The organism is Polymorphospora sp. NPDC050346 (assembly GCF_040655695.1).
Lineage (GTDB): Bacteria > Actinomycetota > Actinomycetes > Mycobacteriales > Micromonosporaceae > Polymorphospora > Polymorphospora lycopeni.
The window spans coordinates 1-18,540 of sequence record NZ_JBFAKM010000058.1 but is presented as its reverse complement, the minus strand read 5'-3'; the positions used below and the strand labels follow the sequence as shown (position 1 = coordinate 18,540).

General features: G+C 66.9%; 17 protein-coding genes and 1 pseudogene. 11 read left to right on the top strand and 7 right to left on the bottom strand.

Translation table 11 applies throughout. The features are described 5' to 3' along the window. Positions 1-6 precede the first annotated feature (6 nt). On the bottom strand, positions 7-828 hold the full coding sequence (gene map / locus AB0I42_RS34710; RefSeq protein ID WP_357544001.1) for a type I methionyl aminopeptidase: 822 nt from the start codon (positions 826-828) through the stop codon (positions 7-9). 100 nt (positions 829-928) lie between these two features. On the opposite strand from map, the gene AB0I42_RS34705 reads away from it, so the two are divergent. From AB0I42_RS34705 to AB0I42_RS34670, 8 genes are all read left to right on the top strand, one after another. Further along, positions 929-1,195 carry a helix-turn-helix transcriptional regulator gene (locus tag AB0I42_RS34705; RefSeq protein ID WP_357544000.1) on the top strand — a complete coding sequence of 89 codons (267 nt, stop codon included), beginning with the start codon at positions 929-931 and terminating at the stop codon, positions 1,193-1,195. A gap of 152 nt (positions 1,196-1,347) precedes the next feature. Next, positions 1,348-1,749, top strand: a complete 402-nt coding sequence (locus tag AB0I42_RS34700; protein ID WP_357543999.1) for a VOC family protein — start codon at positions 1,348-1,350, stop codon at positions 1,747-1,749. A gap of 836 nt (positions 1,750-2,585) precedes the next feature. Continuing rightward, positions 2,586-3,752 (top strand): glycosyltransferase, encoded by a 1,167-nt coding sequence (locus tag AB0I42_RS34695; protein ID WP_357543998.1) that lies wholly within the window; start codon positions 2,586-2,588, stop codon positions 3,750-3,752. Further along, a complete protein-coding gene (locus tag AB0I42_RS34690; RefSeq protein ID WP_357543997.1) occupies positions 3,749-5,068 on the top strand; it encodes an aromatic ring-hydroxylating dioxygenase subunit alpha in 1,320 nt (439 codons plus the stop codon). Before AB0I42_RS34695 ends, AB0I42_RS34690 begins: the two co-directional genes overlap by 4 nt. Continuing rightward, positions 5,065-5,577: an aromatic-ring-hydroxylating dioxygenase subunit beta gene (locus AB0I42_RS34685; RefSeq protein WP_357543996.1), complete on the top strand. Its 513-nt coding sequence runs from the start codon at positions 5,065-5,067 to the stop codon at positions 5,575-5,577. The genes AB0I42_RS34690 and AB0I42_RS34685 overlap by 4 nt, the downstream gene beginning before the upstream one ends. A gap of 7 nt (positions 5,578-5,584) precedes the next feature. Continuing rightward, entirely contained in the window at positions 5,585-6,793 is a 1,209-nt protein-coding gene (locus AB0I42_RS34680) for an MFS transporter (protein WP_357543995.1), read from the top strand. 3 nt (positions 6,794-6,796) lie between these two features. Continuing rightward, positions 6,797-7,189: a carboxymuconolactone decarboxylase family protein gene (locus tag AB0I42_RS34675; protein WP_357543994.1), complete on the top strand. Its 393-nt coding sequence runs from the start codon at positions 6,797-6,799 to the stop codon at positions 7,187-7,189. Then, positions 7,179-7,715 (top strand): hypothetical protein, encoded by a 537-nt coding sequence (locus AB0I42_RS34670; RefSeq protein WP_357543993.1) that lies wholly within the window; start codon positions 7,179-7,181, stop codon positions 7,713-7,715. Before AB0I42_RS34675 ends, AB0I42_RS34670 begins: the two co-directional genes overlap by 11 nt. On the opposite strand, the gene AB0I42_RS34665 is transcribed toward AB0I42_RS34670, so the two are convergent. From AB0I42_RS34665 to AB0I42_RS34655, 3 genes are all read right to left on the bottom strand, one after another. Next, complete coding sequence (locus AB0I42_RS34665) at positions 7,658-8,314, bottom strand: NAD(P)H-dependent oxidoreductase (protein ID WP_357543992.1); 657 nt, start codon at positions 8,312-8,314, stop codon at positions 7,658-7,660. The two genes, AB0I42_RS34670 and AB0I42_RS34665, sit on opposite strands and share 58 nt — an antisense overlap. 318 nt (positions 8,315-8,632) lie before the next feature. Next, a complete protein-coding gene (locus tag AB0I42_RS34660; protein WP_357543991.1) occupies positions 8,633-9,346 on the bottom strand; it encodes a 5-formyltetrahydrofolate cyclo-ligase in 714 nt (237 codons plus the stop codon). A 14-nt stretch (positions 9,347-9,360) separates the two neighbouring features. Continuing rightward, complete coding sequence (locus AB0I42_RS34655) at positions 9,361-10,527, bottom strand: helix-turn-helix transcriptional regulator (RefSeq protein ID WP_357543990.1); 1,167 nt, start codon at positions 10,525-10,527, stop codon at positions 9,361-9,363. 256 nt (positions 10,528-10,783) lie between these two features. On the opposite strand from AB0I42_RS34655, the gene AB0I42_RS34650 reads away from it, so the two are divergent. After that, positions 10,784-11,647 (top strand): helix-turn-helix transcriptional regulator, encoded by an 864-nt coding sequence (locus AB0I42_RS34650; RefSeq protein WP_357543989.1) that lies wholly within the window; start codon positions 10,784-10,786, stop codon positions 11,645-11,647. 411 nt (positions 11,648-12,058) lie between these two features. On the opposite strand, the gene AB0I42_RS34645 is transcribed toward AB0I42_RS34650, so the two are convergent. The 3 genes from AB0I42_RS34645 to AB0I42_RS34635 all read right to left on the bottom strand — a co-directional run bounded on the left by AB0I42_RS34645 (position 12,059) and on the right by AB0I42_RS34635 (position 15,896). Further along, positions 12,059-14,047 carry a hypothetical protein gene (locus tag AB0I42_RS34645; RefSeq protein ID WP_357543988.1) on the bottom strand — a complete coding sequence of 663 codons (1,989 nt, stop codon included), beginning with the start codon at positions 14,045-14,047 and terminating at the stop codon, positions 12,059-12,061. After that, a complete protein-coding gene (locus AB0I42_RS34640; protein WP_357543987.1) occupies positions 14,044-14,442 on the bottom strand; it encodes a hypothetical protein in 399 nt (132 codons plus the stop codon). Before AB0I42_RS34640 ends, AB0I42_RS34645 begins: the two co-directional genes overlap by 4 nt. 206 nt (positions 14,443-14,648) lie before the next feature. Further along, complete coding sequence (locus AB0I42_RS34635; protein WP_357543986.1) at positions 14,649-15,896, bottom strand: DUF4297 domain-containing protein; 1,248 nt, start codon at positions 15,894-15,896, stop codon at positions 14,649-14,651. An 841-nt stretch (positions 15,897-16,737) separates the two neighbouring features. On the opposite strand from AB0I42_RS34635, the gene AB0I42_RS34630 reads away from it, so the two are divergent. Next, on the top strand, positions 16,738-17,862 hold the full coding sequence (locus AB0I42_RS34630) for an IS630 family transposase (protein WP_357544018.1): 1,125 nt from the start codon (positions 16,738-16,740) through the stop codon (positions 17,860-17,862). A 273-nt stretch (positions 17,863-18,135) separates the two neighbouring features. After that, positions 18,136-18,429: pseudogene (locus tag AB0I42_RS34625) on the top strand (replication initiator); the annotation flags it as partial. Between the last annotated feature and the right edge of the window lie 111 nt (positions 18,430-18,540).

Here is an 18,540-nt window from a genome sequence, read left to right as displayed (position 1 = left end):
CGGCGGCTATCCCCGGGCCGCCGCCTCGGATGCCGCCGCCCCGGGTGCCGGCGCTGCCGCGTCGGCGAGCCGGGTCAGGACGACCGGTCCGTCCTCGGTGATCGCGATGGTGTGTTCGGAGTGGGCCGTACGCGACCCGTCCGCCGACCGGATGGTCCAGCCGTCCGGGTCGTACACGACGCGGTCGGTGGTGCGGGCGAACCACGGCTCGATCGAGAAGACCAGCCCGGGCCGGATCCGGTAGCCGCGGCCGGCCCGGCCGGTGTTGGAGACGTGCGGCCCCTCGTGCATGGTCCGGCCGACGCCGTGGCCGCCGAACTCGTTGTTGACCGGATAGCCGTAGCGGGCCGCGACCGCGGCGACGGCGGCGGAGACGTCGCCGATGCGGTTGTCCGGCTGCGCGGCGGCGATGCCGGCCTCGAGGGCCTCCTCGGTGGCCCGGATGAGCCGTAGATCCTCGTCGGCCGGGGTGCCGACGACGAGGCTGACGGCGGCGTCGCCGACCCACCCGTCGACCGAGACGGCGAAGTCGATGCTGAGCAGGTCACCGTCGCGCAGCGTGTACTTCTTGGGCAGCCCGTGCAGTACGGCGTCGTTCACCGACAGGCAGACGACGTGCCGGAACGGGCCGTTGCCGAACGACGGGGCGTAGTCCCAGTAGCAGGAGGTCGCGCCCCGCTCGCGGATCAGCTTGCGGGCGTGGTGTTCGAGGTCCATCAGGTTGACCCCGACGGCGGCCCGGCCGCGGAGGTCGGCCAGGGTCTGCGCGACGAACTGTCCCGCCGGACGCATCTGCTCGATCTCCTGCGGGCTCTTTACATGGATCATGAAGCTCTCCTCTGGCGACCTGTCGGTATTATAATACCGAACCATGGTCCGCCCGTGGCACGCAACCGCCCCCTCCGACCCGCAGAGGTACAGTGACGTCGTGGTTCGCAACCCGCTGACACCCGAGCAGATCGAAGCCGGCCGACGGCTCGGCTCGCTGCTGCGCCGGGCGCGCGGCGCGGCCGGACTCAACGAGGTCGCCCTCGCCGCCGGGATCTCACCGGAAACCCTGCGCAAGATCGAGACGGGACGGCTGCCGTCGCCGGCCTTCGGCACGATCGCGGCCCTGAGCGAGGTGCTCGGCCTCTCGCTCGACGAGGTCGCGGCCGTGTGGCGCGACCGCTCGCCACTGCGCCTGACCAGCTGACGGGCGTCGCCGGTCTCCCCGGACGTCCGGCGGATCGCCCTGATCCGCGCTCCGGGAGCGGACGTCCACCCGCGCAAGAACCCCTGACCTCCGGGCAATCGGCACCGCTCCACCGCCTACCGCTCCGGCAGGAAGCAGAGGGAGGAGACCTAGTGATCAACGAGGTGGCGGTCCGTATCGCCCGCCCGTGCACCGACCTCGCGGCCGCGGAGCGCTTCTACGTACACGGCCTCGGCCTCGACCTGCTGCACCGGATCGCCGCGAACGGTCCGGAGGAGCACGACCTCGTCATCCTCGGATGGCGCCACGCGGCGTGGCATCTGGAGCTGGTCGGTGACCCCAACCTCACGACGAGGCCGGCACCCACCAGCGAGGATCTGCTCGTGCTCTATCTGGGCGCCCCCGTCGACGAGGCCCTGGTGGCACGGCTGGAGCAGGCCGGTGGCAGCGTCGTCTCGCAGGGAGCGTACTGGGACCGCTTTGGCGTCACGGTCCGGGATCCGGACGGGTACCGGCTCGTGCTCTCCAGCCGGCAGTGGTCGAACACCAACTGACCGCAGTCCGCCCAGCCCTCGCCCCGCCGGGCCGGTGGGGAGCGAAGCGGCCGTTTGTCCGGGCGGCCACGAACGGGCGGCGGTTCGGGCCAGGAGAAACCGGCCTGGACAAGGTAGACGGTCGAGATCGTCGGGCATTGTCTCCCACCACTTTGGAGCCGGCACCCAAACGCCCTTTTCCACCCACACATACCCTTCGGAAGAAGCGGCCCCGGTCGACACTTGGTGCCGCATCAGCCAAGGAGAGGGCATAGTCGATTAACACGGACAAGATGCCGCCAAAGCTGACAGCTCATTGACCATCGGTGATCGACGTTCGTTCCTCTTGCCCCATCCCTGACGGCCTGGATACGGCCTGACCTTGCGGCTCTCGACGTACGCCCTGTCGACCGCTCGACCTCGAACCTCGGGCGAGCGTCCACATTCCTTCCTCGCCGGCGCCCGCCCGGTTCGGCCGTAGATCTCTTTGCTGCCAAGGCCTTGACACAGAGAAGTGCTGTTCGGGAGGCGGTCCCGAGCCTGGTCGAAGTTGTGTCGAGCGGAGTGGTGGTAGCTGGCAGCCGCAAGACATTGACAACGATTGCACATCCCGGCAGGCTTTACGAAACTGCCTGGGGGCAGGCGGTGAACCCGACCTGTTCGACGGTGAGTCGATTATTTCGAGGTTGTTTCGAGCAACGTCGATCGATGTGTCCATCAGCGATGGTGGGGAATACGTAAAGCCTCGTAGCAGTACCCGGACGTCGACGGTCCCTTTCGCCTACCGGGCGTTTTCGCCTGTCCGGGGGCGAGGTTCTTCGGCCTGGTCGGCATCCTTTCGATGGATCGGAGATCTGATGCGCGTCGCCCTCCTCACCACGACTCAGCATGGTCACCTGAACCCGTATGTTCCGGTGGTCAATGCGCTCCAAACCGCCGGCAGCGAGGTCGCGCTGCTGCTGTTGTCCGCGGACGGTGGCGCGCTCGACGAGCAGCGTCGCCAGGCCTTGGGCAAGGCGCAGGTCCATGCGGTCGGGCAGGTCGAGATGGCGCCGTGGAGCGGCGACCCGGCGAAGATCGGCCCGATGCTCCAGTCGTCGCCGGTGGCGGACCAGACAGCCGATGCGATCCGTGCGACGGAGCCGGACTTCGTGCTCGTCGATTCGCTGCCGGTCACGGCGTCGGCGATGGTCGGCACACAGGCGTCCGGCGTGCCGTACGGGATGATCTGGGCCAACCTGGGTGGCGTATGCCCGAGCGAGCATCGACGAGGTCGCTGGCCGTACGACGAGCAGGTCGGCGACTATCTGACCAGGCACGGGGTGTTGTGGTCGACCCGGACCCACTCGGCGCGTTCGCCGATTCTCAATCTGATGCCGACGATTCCCGCTCTCGTCGGGGACGACGGGGTCACCGACGACGGTGTGCAGCTGGTCGGGTTGCCGGGTGCGGCGGGGACCCGCGGCGACGAGGTCGCCTTCTCGGGCCTGGATCGGATCGACCCCGACCGCCCGGTGGTGTACGTCTCCTTCGGCACGATCTTCTACCGGCGGCCGGACCTGCTGCGCACGGTGATCGCCGGGGCGGCGGCGGCCGGTGCACAGGTGATCGCCGCGGTAGGAGACCTCGCCGAGGAGCTCGCGCTACCCGACGAAGTGCTCACCGCCCCGTACCTGCCGCAACGTGAGGTGCTCGAGCGCGCCGACGTGTTCATCACCCACGGTGGATACAACTCCGTGGCGGAGTCGATCCGGGCGGCGACACCGATGCTGGTGATCCCGCTGGCTGTGGATCAGCCCGTCCAGGCGCACTTCGTGGCCAGCGCGGGCTTCGGAACGGCGTTGGAACCGGCCGGCGTCACCGAGCAGGCGGTCGCTGACGCTGTCACCGATCTGCTCGATCCCGCCCGGGACTACCGGGCCCGGCTGCGCGCCGCACAGCCGGAGTGCGGCGATTCCGCGGTGCGCACGGCCGAGCTGGTCATCGGCACGGTCGAGACGCTACAGCGAAAGGGAGAGCAGTGACGATCGACCTGCAGCGGCCGGTGGGCGACCCGATCGTGATCGATGATCTCGAGCGTCTCTCGTTCCGGGTGGATCGCCGCGCCTACACCAACGACGACCTGGCCGCACAGGAGATGACCCGGATCTTCGATCGCTGCTGGTTGTACGTCGGGCACGATTCGGAGGTGCCCGGGCCGGGCTCCTACGTGGCACGCGACGTCGGCGGGCGCCCGGTGGTCATGGCACGCGGGTCCGACGGGGTGATCCGGGTGTTCGCGAACAGCTGCACCCACCGCGGCGCCCTCATCTGCTCGCAGCCGGCCGGGCAGGCCAGATCGTTCCGCTGCCCGTACCACGACTGGACGTTCTCCAACCAGGGCGACCTGGTCGGGGTCCCGATCCCGGACGGATACGGGCCGGGTTTCCGCAAGGCGGACTTCGGCCTGGCGCAGCACCGTAGTGACAGTTACCGCGGTTTCGTGTTCGCCACCTTCGATCCGGAGCAGCCGCGCACCCTGCCCGAATACCTGGCGGGTGCGACGGAGTACCTCGACCTGATCGACGACCAGTCCGAGGTCGGGATGGAGGTGATCCAAGGTGCGCAACTCCACGGGGCTCGGGCCAACTGGAAGCTCATGATGGAGAACAGCGTCGACATCTACCACTTCCGGGCCCTGCACAAGCGTTACGTCAGCTACATGGAGTCGCTGGGGTCGGTGCCGCCACGACGACGAGGCGGCTTCGGCCGTGCCCTCGGACTGGGCCATGGCGCCAACGAGCTGCCACCGGCGGCAGCCCGCCCGCTCGCCTACTGGACGCCGATGTTCGGCGCCGAGGTCCGGCCGCGGATCGAGGCGACGGCCGCCCGGTTCGTCGACCGGTTCGGCGCCGAGCGCGCCGAACGGATCACCGGCACCAATCGTGCGCTGCTGATCTTCCCCAACCTGATGATCATCGACGCGATCGCGATCACGATCCGCAAGATCGACCCGGTCGGCGCGGGCCAGATGGCCATCACCTCGGTCGCCCTGGCCCCCAAGGACGAGGATCCGGACATCCGGGAACTCCGCAAGAGTCACTACCTGACGTTCCTCGGCCCCGCCGGCTTCGCCACCCCCGACGACATCGAGATCGTCGAGTCGTGCCAGCGGGGTTATCTCAACCGCACGGTCCGCTACTCGGATCTGTCACGCGGTATGGACAAGGAGGTCCCGGAGACGACCGACGAGCTTCCCGCCCGCGAGTTCTGGCGGCAGTGGGACCGGCTGATGCACGGCGACGACGGTCACCTCGAGGTCGCCCACCGGGCCGAGATGCAAGGGGCAGAACCCCGATGACCACCGAGCTGACGATCGACGAAGCGGCCCAGGTGCGGTTGTGGCACCGGGTGAGCCAGTTCCTTTTCCGTGAGGCGCGGCTGCTCGACGAGTGGCGCCTGCGCGAGTGGTACGACGAGATGCTGACCGACGACATCCGCTACTCGGTGCCGGCCACCGACGTCCGTGGCGAGACGGCCGATGCGCTCGGGCTCATCGACGACGATGCCGCCCGGCTACGCCAGCGGATCGAACAGATCCTCAACGGTGAGGTGTGGTGCGAGAACCCTCGGTCGCGGACCAATCGGATGATCAGCAACGTGGAGATCCTGACCGATCGGGGCACGCACCTCGACGTGGCGGCGAATGTCATCGTGTACCGGTTCGGGCACGGACGCACTGACGCCTACGTCGGAAAATACCGGTTCGAGCTCGTCGTCGAGGGCGGGTCGTTCCGGGTCCGGAAACGGGTCGTGGTGCTCGACCACGAGACGTTGTACGAGCACGCGAAGCTCAGCATCATCCTGTGACCGGACAGTGACGAGGGCCGGCACTGGCAGCGTCCCATCCGTTGCCGCCGCCCAGCCGGGTCTCCCTCGCGAGGTCTACGTCCTCAGTGTCGTCGGTGGCTGCGTCATGCTGGGCCTGGGACTGGTGCTCCCGGTGCTTCCGGTGTACGCGGCGACGTTCGGGGCCGGACCCACCCAGATCGGAGTGCTCGTCGCCCTGTTCGCGTTGATGCGGCTGGTCACCAGTCCGTTCTGCGGCCGGCTCGGAGTTCGTTTCGGGGAGCGGCGGGTCCTGGTCGCCGGCCTGCTGCTCTGTGCGGTCTCCTCGGCCCTGACGGCGTTCGCCGCGTCCTACGGGCAGCTGCTCGTGTTCCGCGGCCTCGGCGGCGTCGGCTCGGTGCTGTTCTCGGTGTCCGCGCTGGCGACACTCCTGGCGATCGCGCCGGCCGACCAGCGGGGCCGGGCCAGCGCCGTGTTCGAAGCGGGCTTCCTGCTCGGCGGGATCTGTGGACCCGCACTGGGCGGGCTCCTCGCGCTGATCGCCCTGTCCGCGCCGTTCGTGGCGTACGCGGTGCTGTTGCTGGCCGCCGCGGGGCTGACACTGGCGGTGCTACGCACCGGCCGAACCGCCGGCGCGGAGCCCGGCCGTGACGTGGTCCGGCTACCGGTCCTGTTGCGGGATCGACGCTACGTGGTGGCCTGCCTCGCGGCGTTGGCGCAGGGATGGGTCTTGTTCGGGCTACGCAGCGCACTGGTCCCCACGGTGGTCGTGGCATGGCGATACGACGTGGCGTGGGTCGGGTGGGCGTTCACGATATCCGCCGTCGTTCAGGCGCTGCTGATCATGCCGGCCGGCCGGGTCGTCGATCGGGCCGGGCGCCGGTTCGCCATGATCGCCGGCACCGGTGTGGCGGCGGCGGCGATCACAGCCCTGATGTTCGTGGACAGCTACGCCTGGCTCGTCGTCCTGCTCAGTGTGTACGCGGCGGGATCAGCGCTGCTCAACGCCGCACCGGCCGCGCTGATCGGTGACGTCGTCGCCGGCCGGACCGGCAGTGGCGTCGCCGTCTTCTCGATGTGCACCGATGTCGGCGCCGTAGTCGGACCGGTCGCCGTCGGGCTCATCGCCGAGCGGGTGAGTGTTCCGGCCGCCTTCGGCAGCGGCGCCGTGCTGCTGGTCGTCGCCTTCGTGGCGTCGTGGACGTTGACAACTGTTCGGCCAACACCAAGGAGTTGATCAATGAATCAGCCGTCTGCCCGGCGTGAGCGGGGTGAGGCCATGTTCCAGCAGGTCTTCGGCCGCGAACCGCGCCCGGGTTCCTACCCGGAGTTCCTGCAGATCACCGTCGACCACCTGTTCGGCGAGATCTGGACCCGCCCGCACCTGAGCGTCGAGGAGCGCGAACTGGTCGCGCTGACCGCGGTCGCGCTGGCACGGACCGATTGGGAGTTGCGCGGCCACATCGGTGCCGCCCTGCACCTCGGGATGTCGCGAGAGAAGATCGTCGAAGTCATCATTCAGCTCGCCTACTACGGCGGCTGGCCGGTCACCAACAACGGGCTGCGCGTCGCTCAGGAGGTCTTCGCCGAGTTGGACGGAGCCACCGGGAAGGAGGCGGACCATGACCGGTGACCCGCCTTCCCTCGCCCCCGCCGAGAAGGTCGACCTGTGGCGCCAACGGTTCTTCGAGGCCCAGGCGGCCGCAGAGGAGTTCATCCTCGGAGAGCACGGCGAAGAAGGCCTGGCCGCGTGGATCCAGGCAAACTCCCGCATCACCGCGGAGTTGCTGCAAGCACAACGGCCCGCCGGGGTGTCCGCCACCGATCACTTCATGACCCGGCTGCAGCGTCAACTGTTGCTGTACGACTCGGCCGTGACCAGTGAGCCCCAGCCCTCGGGCACCGTCCTACGCAACGCCGACTGTGGGATCCTCCGATACCGCAAACAGGCCGCCCGCGCCGGCGTCGTACTGACCTTCTCGTCACCGTGCCCGTACTGCCAGGAACTCAACACCGCCATCGCCTCCCGCTACGTGGAAACGGACGTCACGGTGTCCTGCGAACAGGCGGGCGACGGGTGCACCTGGCGCGCGGAATCTCCTCACGCGGAAGGAGAGGACACCGCCGGATCACCGCACCGCGGGCGATCCGGCGATTGAACCACCGGCAGTGCCGTGCGGTCGACGGCCGGCGACCGGCTGACGTCGAGCGTCATGCCGAGTTGCCGGCCCACGGCCACACACAGGTCGAGCGCCGCGGTGCGGGTCAGGTCCTGGTGATCGTTCTGGCTGAAGCACGCCGACGCCACGTTCCTGTTCCGTAGGCGCAGGTACCACGGGAACAACGATGCCAGGGCGGGCTCGGTCAGCATCGTGCGCGAATGCACGATCGTCCCCACCAGCAGGTTGCCGAACGGGCGTTGCCGGGCGTTCATGAAGCTCTTCAAGCGTTCCTGGAAGATCTTCAACACCGCGGGTACGTTCCCCGCGTAGACCGGCATGGCGAGCAGCATCGCCTGCGCGCCCTCGGCCAGATCGACGACATGCGCGAAGTCGTCGTCGAGCGTGCACCGGCCCACCTCCGGATCAAGGCAGGTGTCCTCGCCTTCGCACATCTCGATGCGATGGTCGATCAACCGAATCCGCTGGATCTCCGCGTCACCGACCTCCCGGACGACGCCGGTGATCGCCGCCTCGAGCAGCGCGTCGGTCAGCGACGGGAGACGCCTCTGCGTGCAGGACAACGCAATGATCTTCATGCGAAGGGCCTCCCCGGTCCGCTCAGCGTCACCCAAGACCGGCCACCTGACGAAGCCCTCGTGGCCGCAAACGAAGTCAACCTACCCACAATTGAGCACCACCGGAACGGGTGTCGGAAAGGGCCTGTTCCGCTGGAGGCGCTGTCTCACATTCGGCGGTGACCGATGGCGAGACGAGGCTGCACGGCTTCAGACGTTTGAGTCGACTGGCGGTAGGCCGGTCCAATTCGGTTCCGTACGAGGTCAGCCGGTGTGCTGCGGTCGCTCAAGGTGCGGTTCGGTTGCTGACGTTGCCGTACTCCGCTGCTGTTCTGCGGTCTACGGCTGTCGGGCTTTGAGTACGGGGATGGCGTCGATCTTGTCGGGGGTCAGGTCCCCCCAGACGATGCCTGACGGTCGGCGCCGGTCGGGGCAGGGGATCACCTGGTCGGGGGTGATGATGTAATCGACGGAGAAGTCGTGCCCCGTTTCGGGGATGTCGTCGTCGATGATCTGGAGCGGGTGTACGGGGGCGACGATGATGGTGTGGTCGGTGACGAGGCCGGCTTCGATGAGGAGGGCGACTTCGAGGTCGGAGTAGCCGGCGCCTTTGCCGATGCGGGTTCCGGTGCGGTTGACCGCGACGCTGCCGCAGACCACGACGTCTATCGGTCGCATCTCGTCGACACCGACGTAGCGGGCGACCTTGGCGGCGCTGTCCTTGTCGGCTGCCTGTTCGGCGGGCAGGTCGAGGGTTGCGGGGTCGAGGTTGTAGAAGGGTTGCGGGGTGGCCATTCTCGGCACCGCCATGTAGAGGAGCTTGCCGTCGTTGAGGGCCTGGATGCGTACCGGTAGTTGGGCGTGGTCCGGGTTTGCCTTGACGGTGGTCGCCTGCTGCCAGAAGTCGGTTTCGGCGAGGCGGTGTGCGGTGGCGTCGGCGCCGTCGAATGAGGGGATCTTGCCGTACGAGTCGGCGGGTACGACGCCTGAGTCGAGGAGGCGTCGCCATACGGTGTCGCGGATGATGGTCTTGGCCTGGTCGAGGTTCGCCACGACCTACTTGTATCTCAGTTTGGAGCCAACAGGCCAAGTAGCCGGTCGTTGATGTCCTGGACCCATGGTTCGGTGCGCCACGGTCGTAGTTCGCGTCCGGCGGCGAAGGCCAGGTTGAGACCGCCGCCGCCTCGGGTCACCTCGACGGCGTCGATCGTGTCGTGCATGGTGGCCTGGGCCTGGTCGAGTTTCTGTTGCCGGATCAGGGCAAGGGTGAGGTTTGCCAGGGCGATGGCCTGGCTCTTCTTTTTCCCGGCCAGGGCGGTGCTGGTCTGTTCGAGGATGGGTTCGGCCCGGCCGGGCAGCTTCAGGTGCAGGTAGCAGGAGCCGGCGAGCCGGTTGAACTCGGTGACGGTGTAGTGCCCGGCGGCGATGTCGCAGTCGTCGACCCGACCGAGCTGCGCCTCTGCCCTGCGCAGGGTGTTCTCGCACGCATTGAGGTCGCCGGTCATCGCGCGGGCTTCGGCGACGTGTAGCAGGGCCAGTCCGGTCAGCGACGGGCTGCACATCGCCGCGATCCCGGCTGCCTCCTCGGCGAGGGCGAGCCCCTTGCCGGGGTCGGTTTCGCCGTACAGTGCGACGAAGCTCTTGCGCAGCACCGCGTAGGCCTCGGTGTTCGGGTCACGTACCTGGCGGGCGGCGTGGATCGCCTGGTCGAGATAGGTCACCGGAGCCTGATGGTCGCGGCGCTGGCTGACGTCCCAGACGAGTTGGCCCATGAACGTGGCTGATTCCGCCTCCACCTCGAACAACGCCCGACGGACCCGGCTGTTCGGGGCGTGCGCGCGGAGATAGGTCACCTGGCCGTGCAGTTGCCCGGCCGGGCCGAGCAGCACCGTCGACGGTAACCCGTCGTACGAGGCGTCGAGGTCGCGGATCCGTTCCCGCAGGTACGCGACCGCCACCAGGTCCACCGACGACGGGTGTGCCAGCACGTAGCTGATACGTTCCGCCGGCCCGTCCGGCGCCACCACCACCTCGTCGAGAAGCGCCTGCAACTCGTCGGCGGTCACGCTCAGGGCGGTGGCGAGGGCTGGCCGGATCCACGGCTGCGGCTCGGTCGCTCCACTCTCCCACCGCACGACCGTGGACCGCTCGACCATCAACCGCTCGGCGAGCTTCTCCTGGGTGAAGCCCGCCGCCTTACGGCGTTGAGCGAACCGGACCCGCTTGCTCGCCATCGCTGGAACCCTTCCGGGAATTGCGTCGGGGCACCCACGATAGCCAGCCATCCGCCAGGTACGCAGGCCGCAACGGCCGATGCCTCACGGATGCTCCACACCTGCACCAGGTGCGCCATGGGTTCCACGTATCCGAACCGCTTTTGTTGAACCCAGCCGGGCCGGCGACGCCGGACGCCTCGCTCCCGCCGCCGGTCCGGCCTTCCAAGCACAAGCCCGACCCTCGCGCTCCACCAACGAAGAAGGATGGCGCCCCGTGCCGTTCAAGGAACCCGTCCGCAAGACCCTGCGCGCCCAGTGGCTCGGCTATCTCATGCGCGAGCTACGCCGCGAACGCGGCGTCACCCTGAAGGAGGCCACCGAGTACCTCAACCGCGACCACTCGGCCCTCGCCAGGTACGAGCGGGCGGAATGGCCGTTCAAACGCGACGACGTGATGGCCCTGCTCGACATCTACGGCGTCGACGACCCCGACCGCCGGGCGAGGATCCTGAAGCTATCCGAGGAGTGCTGGCGTACCGGCGAGTGGGATCTCGACTACGCCGATGAGCGCCACAACCGCGGCTACGTCGACCACGACTGGCTCGAAGAACACGCCACCAGCATCAACATCTACGCCACCCACCTGCTCCCCGACCTGCTCCAAACCCCGGCGTACACCGCGCACGTGATCCAACTGCGCGAGCGGACGAAGAAGCGCACCGAACACCAGGGCCGCCTCGTGGACAAGCTCACCGCCCGGCAGCGGGCGTTCGAGGCCCGCACCAACCGCCTCAACGTCGTCATCGACGAAGCCGCCCTCCACGTGAAGACGCCCGACCCCGACCTGATGCGCGAACAGCTCGCGCACGTCGCCGCCCTCGCCCAGCGAACCCGGATCAACATCCAGGTCATCCGATCCGACGTCAACACCGCCGCCCGCGCCTGGGGACCCTTCGAACTCTTCCTGATGCCGGACCCGTACCCGGAGGTCGGCTACCTCGACAACCTCGCCGGCCGCATCTACGTCGAAACCCCACACAGCAAACGCTTCGTCCTCGCCTACGAACAACTACAACAAGCCGCCCTCAACCCCAACGACTCCATCAAGGCCATCCAGCAAGCCGCAGAACACGCATAACCACCGCAGCCACCAGCCCGCTCCACCCGGCCACCCGCGCAGTCAGGCGGGTGGCCAATCCTCGTGGCCTCGGGTGGGCCGCAGCTTCCCAAGCCGACGATCGACAGGGGCAGCTCAGCACCGACCGCTTCCGTGTCAAGGAACGATCAACCGCCGACAAGCTGGGCCAAGAGCTGCTCAAATGGTCTACCCGAATCCATGGACGTCCGGCATTGCCCGCACCCGTCGTCACACGGTTGGTCAACCGGCGCGAATGTCAGACGTTGAAGCGGAACTTAGACGGGCGGTCGCCTGACCTGCGGTAATACGGTCGGCACCCTGGCCAAGCCCACCTGGGCTCATGTCGTTCGTCGCTGATTGCGACGTTTCACGATGTCTTGTGCCCCATCTATGCCCCGGAGACTCCCTCGCTCACGGCTCGACGTCGTCCGGCTCGGATTTTGGTGACGGATTCGGAGTTCGGATAAGACGATCCTCTTGGGTGAGCTCAAGGGCAACACGTTCAACGAGTTCAACGATAATTTCGCGGGAGAGCTCATTGTCAACCGCGATGATTTGTAGTGCGCCTCGATATGAGTCGTCAGCCGCTACCTTACTGAGGAGTCGGTAGGCGTCACGAATGCGGTCAAAGCTCAAGCCCTCTTGTCCGCTGTTCGCTGAAATCCCATCCAGAATGAGAAGCCCAGGCAATGGGAGATTTCGGTCGATCGCGACGGTGTGGTGAGCGAGCGCGTGTGCGATGTTGACGAGTGTCTTGAGGCCTTGACTGGATAGTTCATCGAAGCTGCGGCCAGAGACCTCGGGCAGGTACGTTTTTCGGTTGATTTTAACCGTAAGTTCTTGGCCGAGGTCTGGGATGCGCAGTTGCTGTAGGTACTCGAGCATCCGCTTCTCGAGGGCTTTAACATTCTCTTCCGCATCGTATCGAGATAGTTCACGCTCACTGATGCGAAGCCTGAGATCTTCTTGCTGAGCTTCAAGCTCATCGCGGCTGGCAAGTTGTTGCTCGTGCCGTCGAAAGAGGTCGGCGTATTCACGGAGACGCTTGATGTCGGCCTCGAGCTGAGCTTGCCGGGTGGCTTGATGCTCGATCTGTGCAGCGCGGTCGGAAACGAAGGCTTGGGTCCGCTGGTCGAGGTCGTCGGCCAGCTCGGCGATGAGCTGGTCGAGCCGGGTTGCCTCGTACGCCAATCTGCCCAGAGCGTGCTGGCGTCCTTCGAGGACCTCGTTGGTTTCGGTGATCTGACTCGCGATGCGGTCCTGCTCGCTCAGCAACTCGGCTTCGGAGGGTGCAGGCCGCGGCTGTTGCAGGCATAGGTAGCACAGGTGCGGATCGGTCCTTGCTGGTTCGACATCGTTGCCGCAACGCGGACAGACCACGAAGTCGAAATCCACAAGCCACTCACCGGCGACGATAGCGCGAGTGAGGCGGGCGGACTGACTATTCAGTTGCCTGACCAGGTCGCTGAGGTCCTTGATTTGCGCCTGGAGCCGAGACATGCGATCTGCGATGTCGGCACGACGGCTGCGTGCGGCGAGCAGGTCTTCTCGCGCTTGCCGGACACCCGGGACGTCGGTTACTGCACTTCCGAGATCTCGGCGTTGTTCGATGACGTGGTCGAGCTCTGTCGTGCTGGCCGCCAGTTGCAAGTCAAGGGTGGCGAGGTCCGCGAAGGGGGTGTCCTTGAGAAAGTGGGCACGGACCTCAGCGTCGTGTTCGAGGAAGTCGAACTGTCGTTGCAAGTGGCGCAGCTGGGCGTTGAGGCGGGCGAGTTCGGGTTCGTAGTAGCCGTAGGCGATCTCGAAGACCCAGCGGCGTTTGACGTCGCGGAAGTGGCGCTTGTGCCCGAAGACCTCAGTGTCGAGTTCGTCGCCAGTGATGATGCAGTATCCAAGCCAGTCGGTCATGGTGACCGGGCTCTGCACACCGGTGGGGTCAGTTCGGGCTTGAGGAACGCTGATCTCTGGAATTTTGAGTCGGTCGAGCAGAAAGGTGCTGTAGGTGTGAGTCGAGCGGGCAACGGGGAGCCGTACTGATAGGGCTTCACGGCCTGGCTCGTTCTCGTCTTCGCTGATCTCGACCAGTGCGTCACTGGTAGTGGTTCGGGGTCGATAGATCTTCCATGCGCGGTCGCCGAGCATGACGTGCCCACGGATGGCGTCGACGTAGTCGACTTCGGGTGGTAGGTCCTTGGGCATGGTGCCGAGCAGCGCTCGGATCAGGCGGATGAAGGTGGTCTTGCCTGTGGTGATGTCGCCGACGATATGGTTGAGGCCTGCGTTGAAGGTGACTTCACGGCCACCACCTACAAGATCTACTTGCAGTAGTTCGAGGCGGTGTGGGTGAACCGGTTGGAGCTCGGTTTCCGGTTCTGGCGGGGTCGTGGTAGGTCGGCTCACGTCAGATCCTCGTGCCATGCAGCGTCGGCAATTTCGGGCAGTTCGTACAGGTAACTCTTGAGCGTGTTACCGGACTTGTCGAGGTGGCGGCGTAGGAGGGCTAAGCGCTGGTTGATGTCGTCGAAGCTGCCGTCGGCGCGTAGATTGGCTGCGAGGTCCGCGCCGGTGTTGGTGGTGCGGTAGCCGAAGCCGTTGCCGAGGGGGGCCACTACGACGAGGCCGCGGCCGATGAGGGATCCGAGGACGGCGTAGTAGGAGGGGTCCCATGGGCCGTAGCGGTAACGCATCATGCGGGCATCGAGGGGCGCCTCGTTGGGATCGAGTTGCTCGATCTTGTCAGCGCTGACGCCCTGGGAAAGCAGAACGCGGCGTAGGTGGCGCGGGTAGCGGAGCAAGAAGTCAAGCTTGGCTAGCTTGACGCGGCCTTCGAGGTGTCGGGATTGACCTCGGGCTTTGCGGCTGAAGGCGTCGATGAGCAGGAGGATTCGCGCCTCGGCTTCGCGTGAGGGCCGGAACCGGGCTCGCGGTGATTGGTCTGCGTCGAGCGCCGGCGGTCCTCCGCGCCTGGGCGGGGTGCCGGCCGCGGGTCTCGTGCTGGGAATCACGAGAGACCCCAGTCGAAGCGGCAGAGGTCGGACAGGTGACCGAGGTAGCCGAAGATGAGTTCTTCGTCCTGGTGGAGCAAGGGTTGCCGGTCGCATTGGGCGAGATCGTGGGGGCGGGCACGCAAGTCAGCGGCGATAGCTTCGGCGGGGCGGCCGGCAGCGACGGGGTTCCCAACGGCAGAGAGCTTGATGCGAGTAGAGGTGGCTTGGGCCATTCGCAGCACGCGACGGGCTAGGTCCTCTAGTTCGGACTCTGCGTTGTCGCGACTGGCAAGCAGGAGTTGACGCTCGACTTCCATGGTGGCTCGCAGTCCCTGAACATCTTCGATGAGCGTTGTGCTGGCACCTGCAGCCCTCATCTTCAGTTCCATCAGCGATGTTGCGGATCCATTAGCCATGCGCGCGAGGAGTTGGTGTTGTCGTTCGCCGGGTAGGGGCGGGGTGAGTGATGTGAGCATGCTGCGGCTGAGAGTCTGGTTGTGTATAGGCTCGATGTCTGACCAGCCGGGCTCTCCTGGACGCGGGAGGTCGTGACTCACGTGCGGAAGCGCTGCGGCCAGGATCGCCTGGATTGATGCCGGCTGACCGGCACCGCCAGTTTGTGCAGCGCTTGCGGCGCTGAGGAGCCGTTCGTAGAGGTGCTGCACTTCCTGATGAGACAGTGCGGGCCACAGCGCTGACATTTCCCACATCGCCACCTTGTCGATGTACATCTGGGTAGGCTGCCCGGGCTCGATGACTAGGCGCTGCAGGAAGTCGTCCACCCAGGCTTTGATGAGGCCGTGTGCAACGAGGCGAGCCCGGACGTCGTTACTTGCTGTGGTGGGGTCACGCACGAAGCTAGCGGTGTCCGCCTTCGGTGCCGTCGTTCCTTCAAGCCAGAGTTCGTAGCTGTAGAGTTCGTGGCACTTGGCTTTGCGCGCGTTAACGTACGACCGGACGAGCGCGTCGAGTCCGCTTTCACACATGGCGACGACGCTCCACGAGCCCTTGTCACGGGTCTTGAGCTGGATGAGGCGGACCTTGTCGGAATGGACAAGAGCAAGGTCCTCGATCTGCTCACAGACAGCGAAGGCTGGCCCGTCTTGTTCCCGCAAGCAGGTCAGCCACTGTCGCACTACTTGTTTTGCCTGCCAGACGTAGCGAGCGAAGGTGTCGAGTCCGGTGGGGTCGTTCGTGACCTTGGCGATCGTGGCGAGGTTGCCAAGGCCGGGAGTCGGCTCTTGCTTCGTTGCGTCGGTCACCCGAAAGACACTCCCACCTGGTGCGACGTCGAGGGCCAAACCCGAATCACGTGGCGTAATGGTCCTACTACTCGGGGAAAACGATGTTAACGGATCGGTTCGGTGCCGGTCGACCCGTCGTGCCCGGTCTGTTCGGCTGGTCTCGGTAAGTGCAGGGCCCATCCTCGACGAGCCGTTCAGGTGACGGTGCCTGGCTCGCCGTTCTGGTAGCCACGCTGAATCGATCCCTCGCAGCAGCGCCCTACCGGTGGCTACCTGCCATCCCGTCTGCCATCGACCCGCACTGCTGTGGAGCGGGCCGCCGCCCGGTTCGCCACGTCAAGACGGCCCTAACGCAAATTCGGACGCTGGCGGGTCGGACGGTGGTCTGCTCGGCATGCCCGGGTCGACGGCGGGCGGGATGGCCTACCGCAACCAATCACGTACCGCGCCCCGCCGACGGAGCCCCGGCCATCCTGGAGCCGGAGCGCCCGCCTGAGGCGCCCTAACCGCAGCCCCGCGACCTCCGTCAGCCCGCCGACGCGGCCGGCGTCCGCTCCCTCACGCCGCGGGCTCTTGGCGGCGCGGCCCGGCCGGCTGCCGGCCCACCACCCTCACCGATCAACGGCCTGTCGTCATGCGGCGGCCCTCGGGGCTTCCCGCTCTCCGCGCCAGCCGCCAGGCGTCAGGCGTGACGGCCGCAGAGCGACAGCGGCAGCGGCAGGCACGCGCCCAGGCGGCGGCGCGTGCGGCCCGTCAAGGGCCGCCCTTGCTAGTGCTGTGACCGGAAACGTTGGCCGGGTTGGGTGACACGCCGGTCATCGTTACCGGTTCGGTGTCGGGCGGGGTTCAGGCTGTCGGGATGGCAGATCCTGTTCGGGCGCGCCGGCTCACCGATGACGAGGGCCGGCGATTACAACAGATCGTGCGGCGTGGGACGGGATCACCGATCCGGCTGCGACGGGCGATGGTCATCATGGCCTCGGCCAGTGGGAACACCGTCCCGGCGATCGCCCGTCTGGTCCAGGGCGACGAGGATGCGATCCGTGAGGTCATCCACCGGTTCAACAAGATCGGTCTGGCCTGCCTGGACCCTCGGTGGGCGGGTGGCCGTCCCCGCCGGATCAGTGAAGACGACGAAGCGTTCATCGTCGCGACGGCCCGTACCAGACCCCAGGCGCTCGGTCAGCCGTTCACCCGGTGGAGCCTGCGCAAACTCGCCGACTACCTGGCCCACAACCGCGGTCCGCGCCGCGTGGTGGTCGGCCGGGAACGGCTGCGGGAGTTCCTGCACCGGCACGACATCACGCTCCAGCGAACCAGGACCTGGAAGGAGACCAACGACCCGAACGCCGAGGCGAAGCTCGCTCGGATCGAGGCGGTGACCACCGCGTTCCCGGACCGGGTCTTCGCCTTCGACGAATTCGGCCCGTTGAGCATCAGGCCGCACGCCGGCGCGTCGTGGACGCCGGCCGGGCATCCGGACCGGTTGCCCGGCAACTACCACAAGCTGCACGGCGTGCGGCAGTTCCACGCCTGCTACAGCGTCGGCGACGACACCATGTGGGGCGTCGTGCGGCGCCGCAAGTCCGCCGGGAACACCCTGGCCGCGCTCAGGTCGATCCGCAAGGCGCGGCCGGACGGCGCCCCGATCTACGTGATCCTGGACAACCTGTCCGCGCACAAAGGCAAGAAGATCCGGGCCTGGGCCGCACGCAACAAGGTCGAGCTGTGCTTCACCCCGACCTATTCGTCCTGGGCCAACCCGATCGAGGCGCACTTCGGACCGCTACGGATGTTCGTCGTCGCCGGATCGAACCATCCCAACCACCCGGTCGCGACCCAAGCCCTGCACAACTACCTACGCTGGCGTAACGCCAACGCCCGCCACCCAGACATCCTGGCCGCCCAACGCCGCGAACGCGCCCGCATCCGCTCCGAACGCCAACGACGCTGGGGTCAGACCACCGACCGGGCAGCGGCCTGACCAACCCGGCCAACGTTTCCGGTCACAGCACTAGATGTACAGAAAGTCCTCCGACCGGCCGCAGCCGGCCACCCGACGCGGTCACGCCGGGTTAACATGTCGGAGATCAGTGCCACTCTGGCGCCGCCGCATACGCCGGCGCGGCTTTCCGCCGAATCGCTGGTCTCGACTTCCGAGTTGCCGGGCGGCCTTCTTGCCGCTGATGCGGATCACGATCCGCCGGCTCTCGATCATCCCCGAGTCCGCTGAGCGGCCCGGCGCGAGAGCCGCGACCGGCGCCGCTCCGGCGACTGCCGGCCCGCACCGTGCCACACCCGCCGTACCACCGCCACCTGCCGACACTGGCAGCCTGCGGCCTGCTTCGCCCGCCACGACACCGACGACACTCGGCTCGGTCAGCCGCTCTGCCTCGACTGCTACGACCACGACCACCAGGCCCCCGGTGGGTGGCGACGCACGAAACAGGCCGTCGAACGAAACCTCGCCGCCCTGTGCCGCCGACGCGGCATCCCGCCCGTACAGGTGGTCAACAGTTCAGGTCGGAGACGTACCGTCCCACCGGCACGAAGCCATGTGCCACGGGGGGACTGTTTCGCGAACGGTGTTTCCGGCGATCTTGGTTAGTAGGTTTCAGCGGCCGGGAAGCGGTCGCTGAAGGTGATGGCGAAGGCGTTCAAC

Excerpts from the sequence above, each read along its gene's own strand:
- AB0I42_RS34655 (WP_357543990.1), bottom strand. The coding sequence starts at position 10,527 with ATGGCGAGCAAGCGGGTCCGGTTCGCTCAACGCCGTAAGGCGGCGGGC.
- AB0I42_RS34630 (WP_357544018.1), top strand. The coding sequence starts at position 16,738 with ATGGCAGATCCTGTTCGGGCGCGCCGGCTCACCGATGACGAGGGCCGG.
- AB0I42_RS34670 (WP_357543993.1), top strand. The coding sequence starts at position 7,179 with ATGACCGGTGACCCGCCTTCCCTCGCCCCCGCCGAGAAGGTCGACCTG.
- AB0I42_RS34695 (WP_357543998.1), top strand. The coding sequence starts at position 2,586 with ATGCGCGTCGCCCTCCTCACCACGACTCAGCATGGTCACCTGAACCCG.
- AB0I42_RS34685 (WP_357543996.1), top strand. The coding sequence starts at position 5,065 with ATGACCACCGAGCTGACGATCGACGAAGCGGCCCAGGTGCGGTTGTGG.
- map (WP_357544001.1), bottom strand. The coding sequence starts at position 828 with ATGATCCATGTAAAGAGCCCGCAGGAGATCGAGCAGATGCGTCCGGCG.
- AB0I42_RS34675 (WP_357543994.1), top strand. The coding sequence starts at position 6,797 with ATGAATCAGCCGTCTGCCCGGCGTGAGCGGGGTGAGGCCATGTTCCAG.
- AB0I42_RS34665 (WP_357543992.1), bottom strand. The coding sequence starts at position 8,314 with ATGAAGATCATTGCGTTGTCCTGCACGCAGAGGCGTCTCCCGTCGCTG.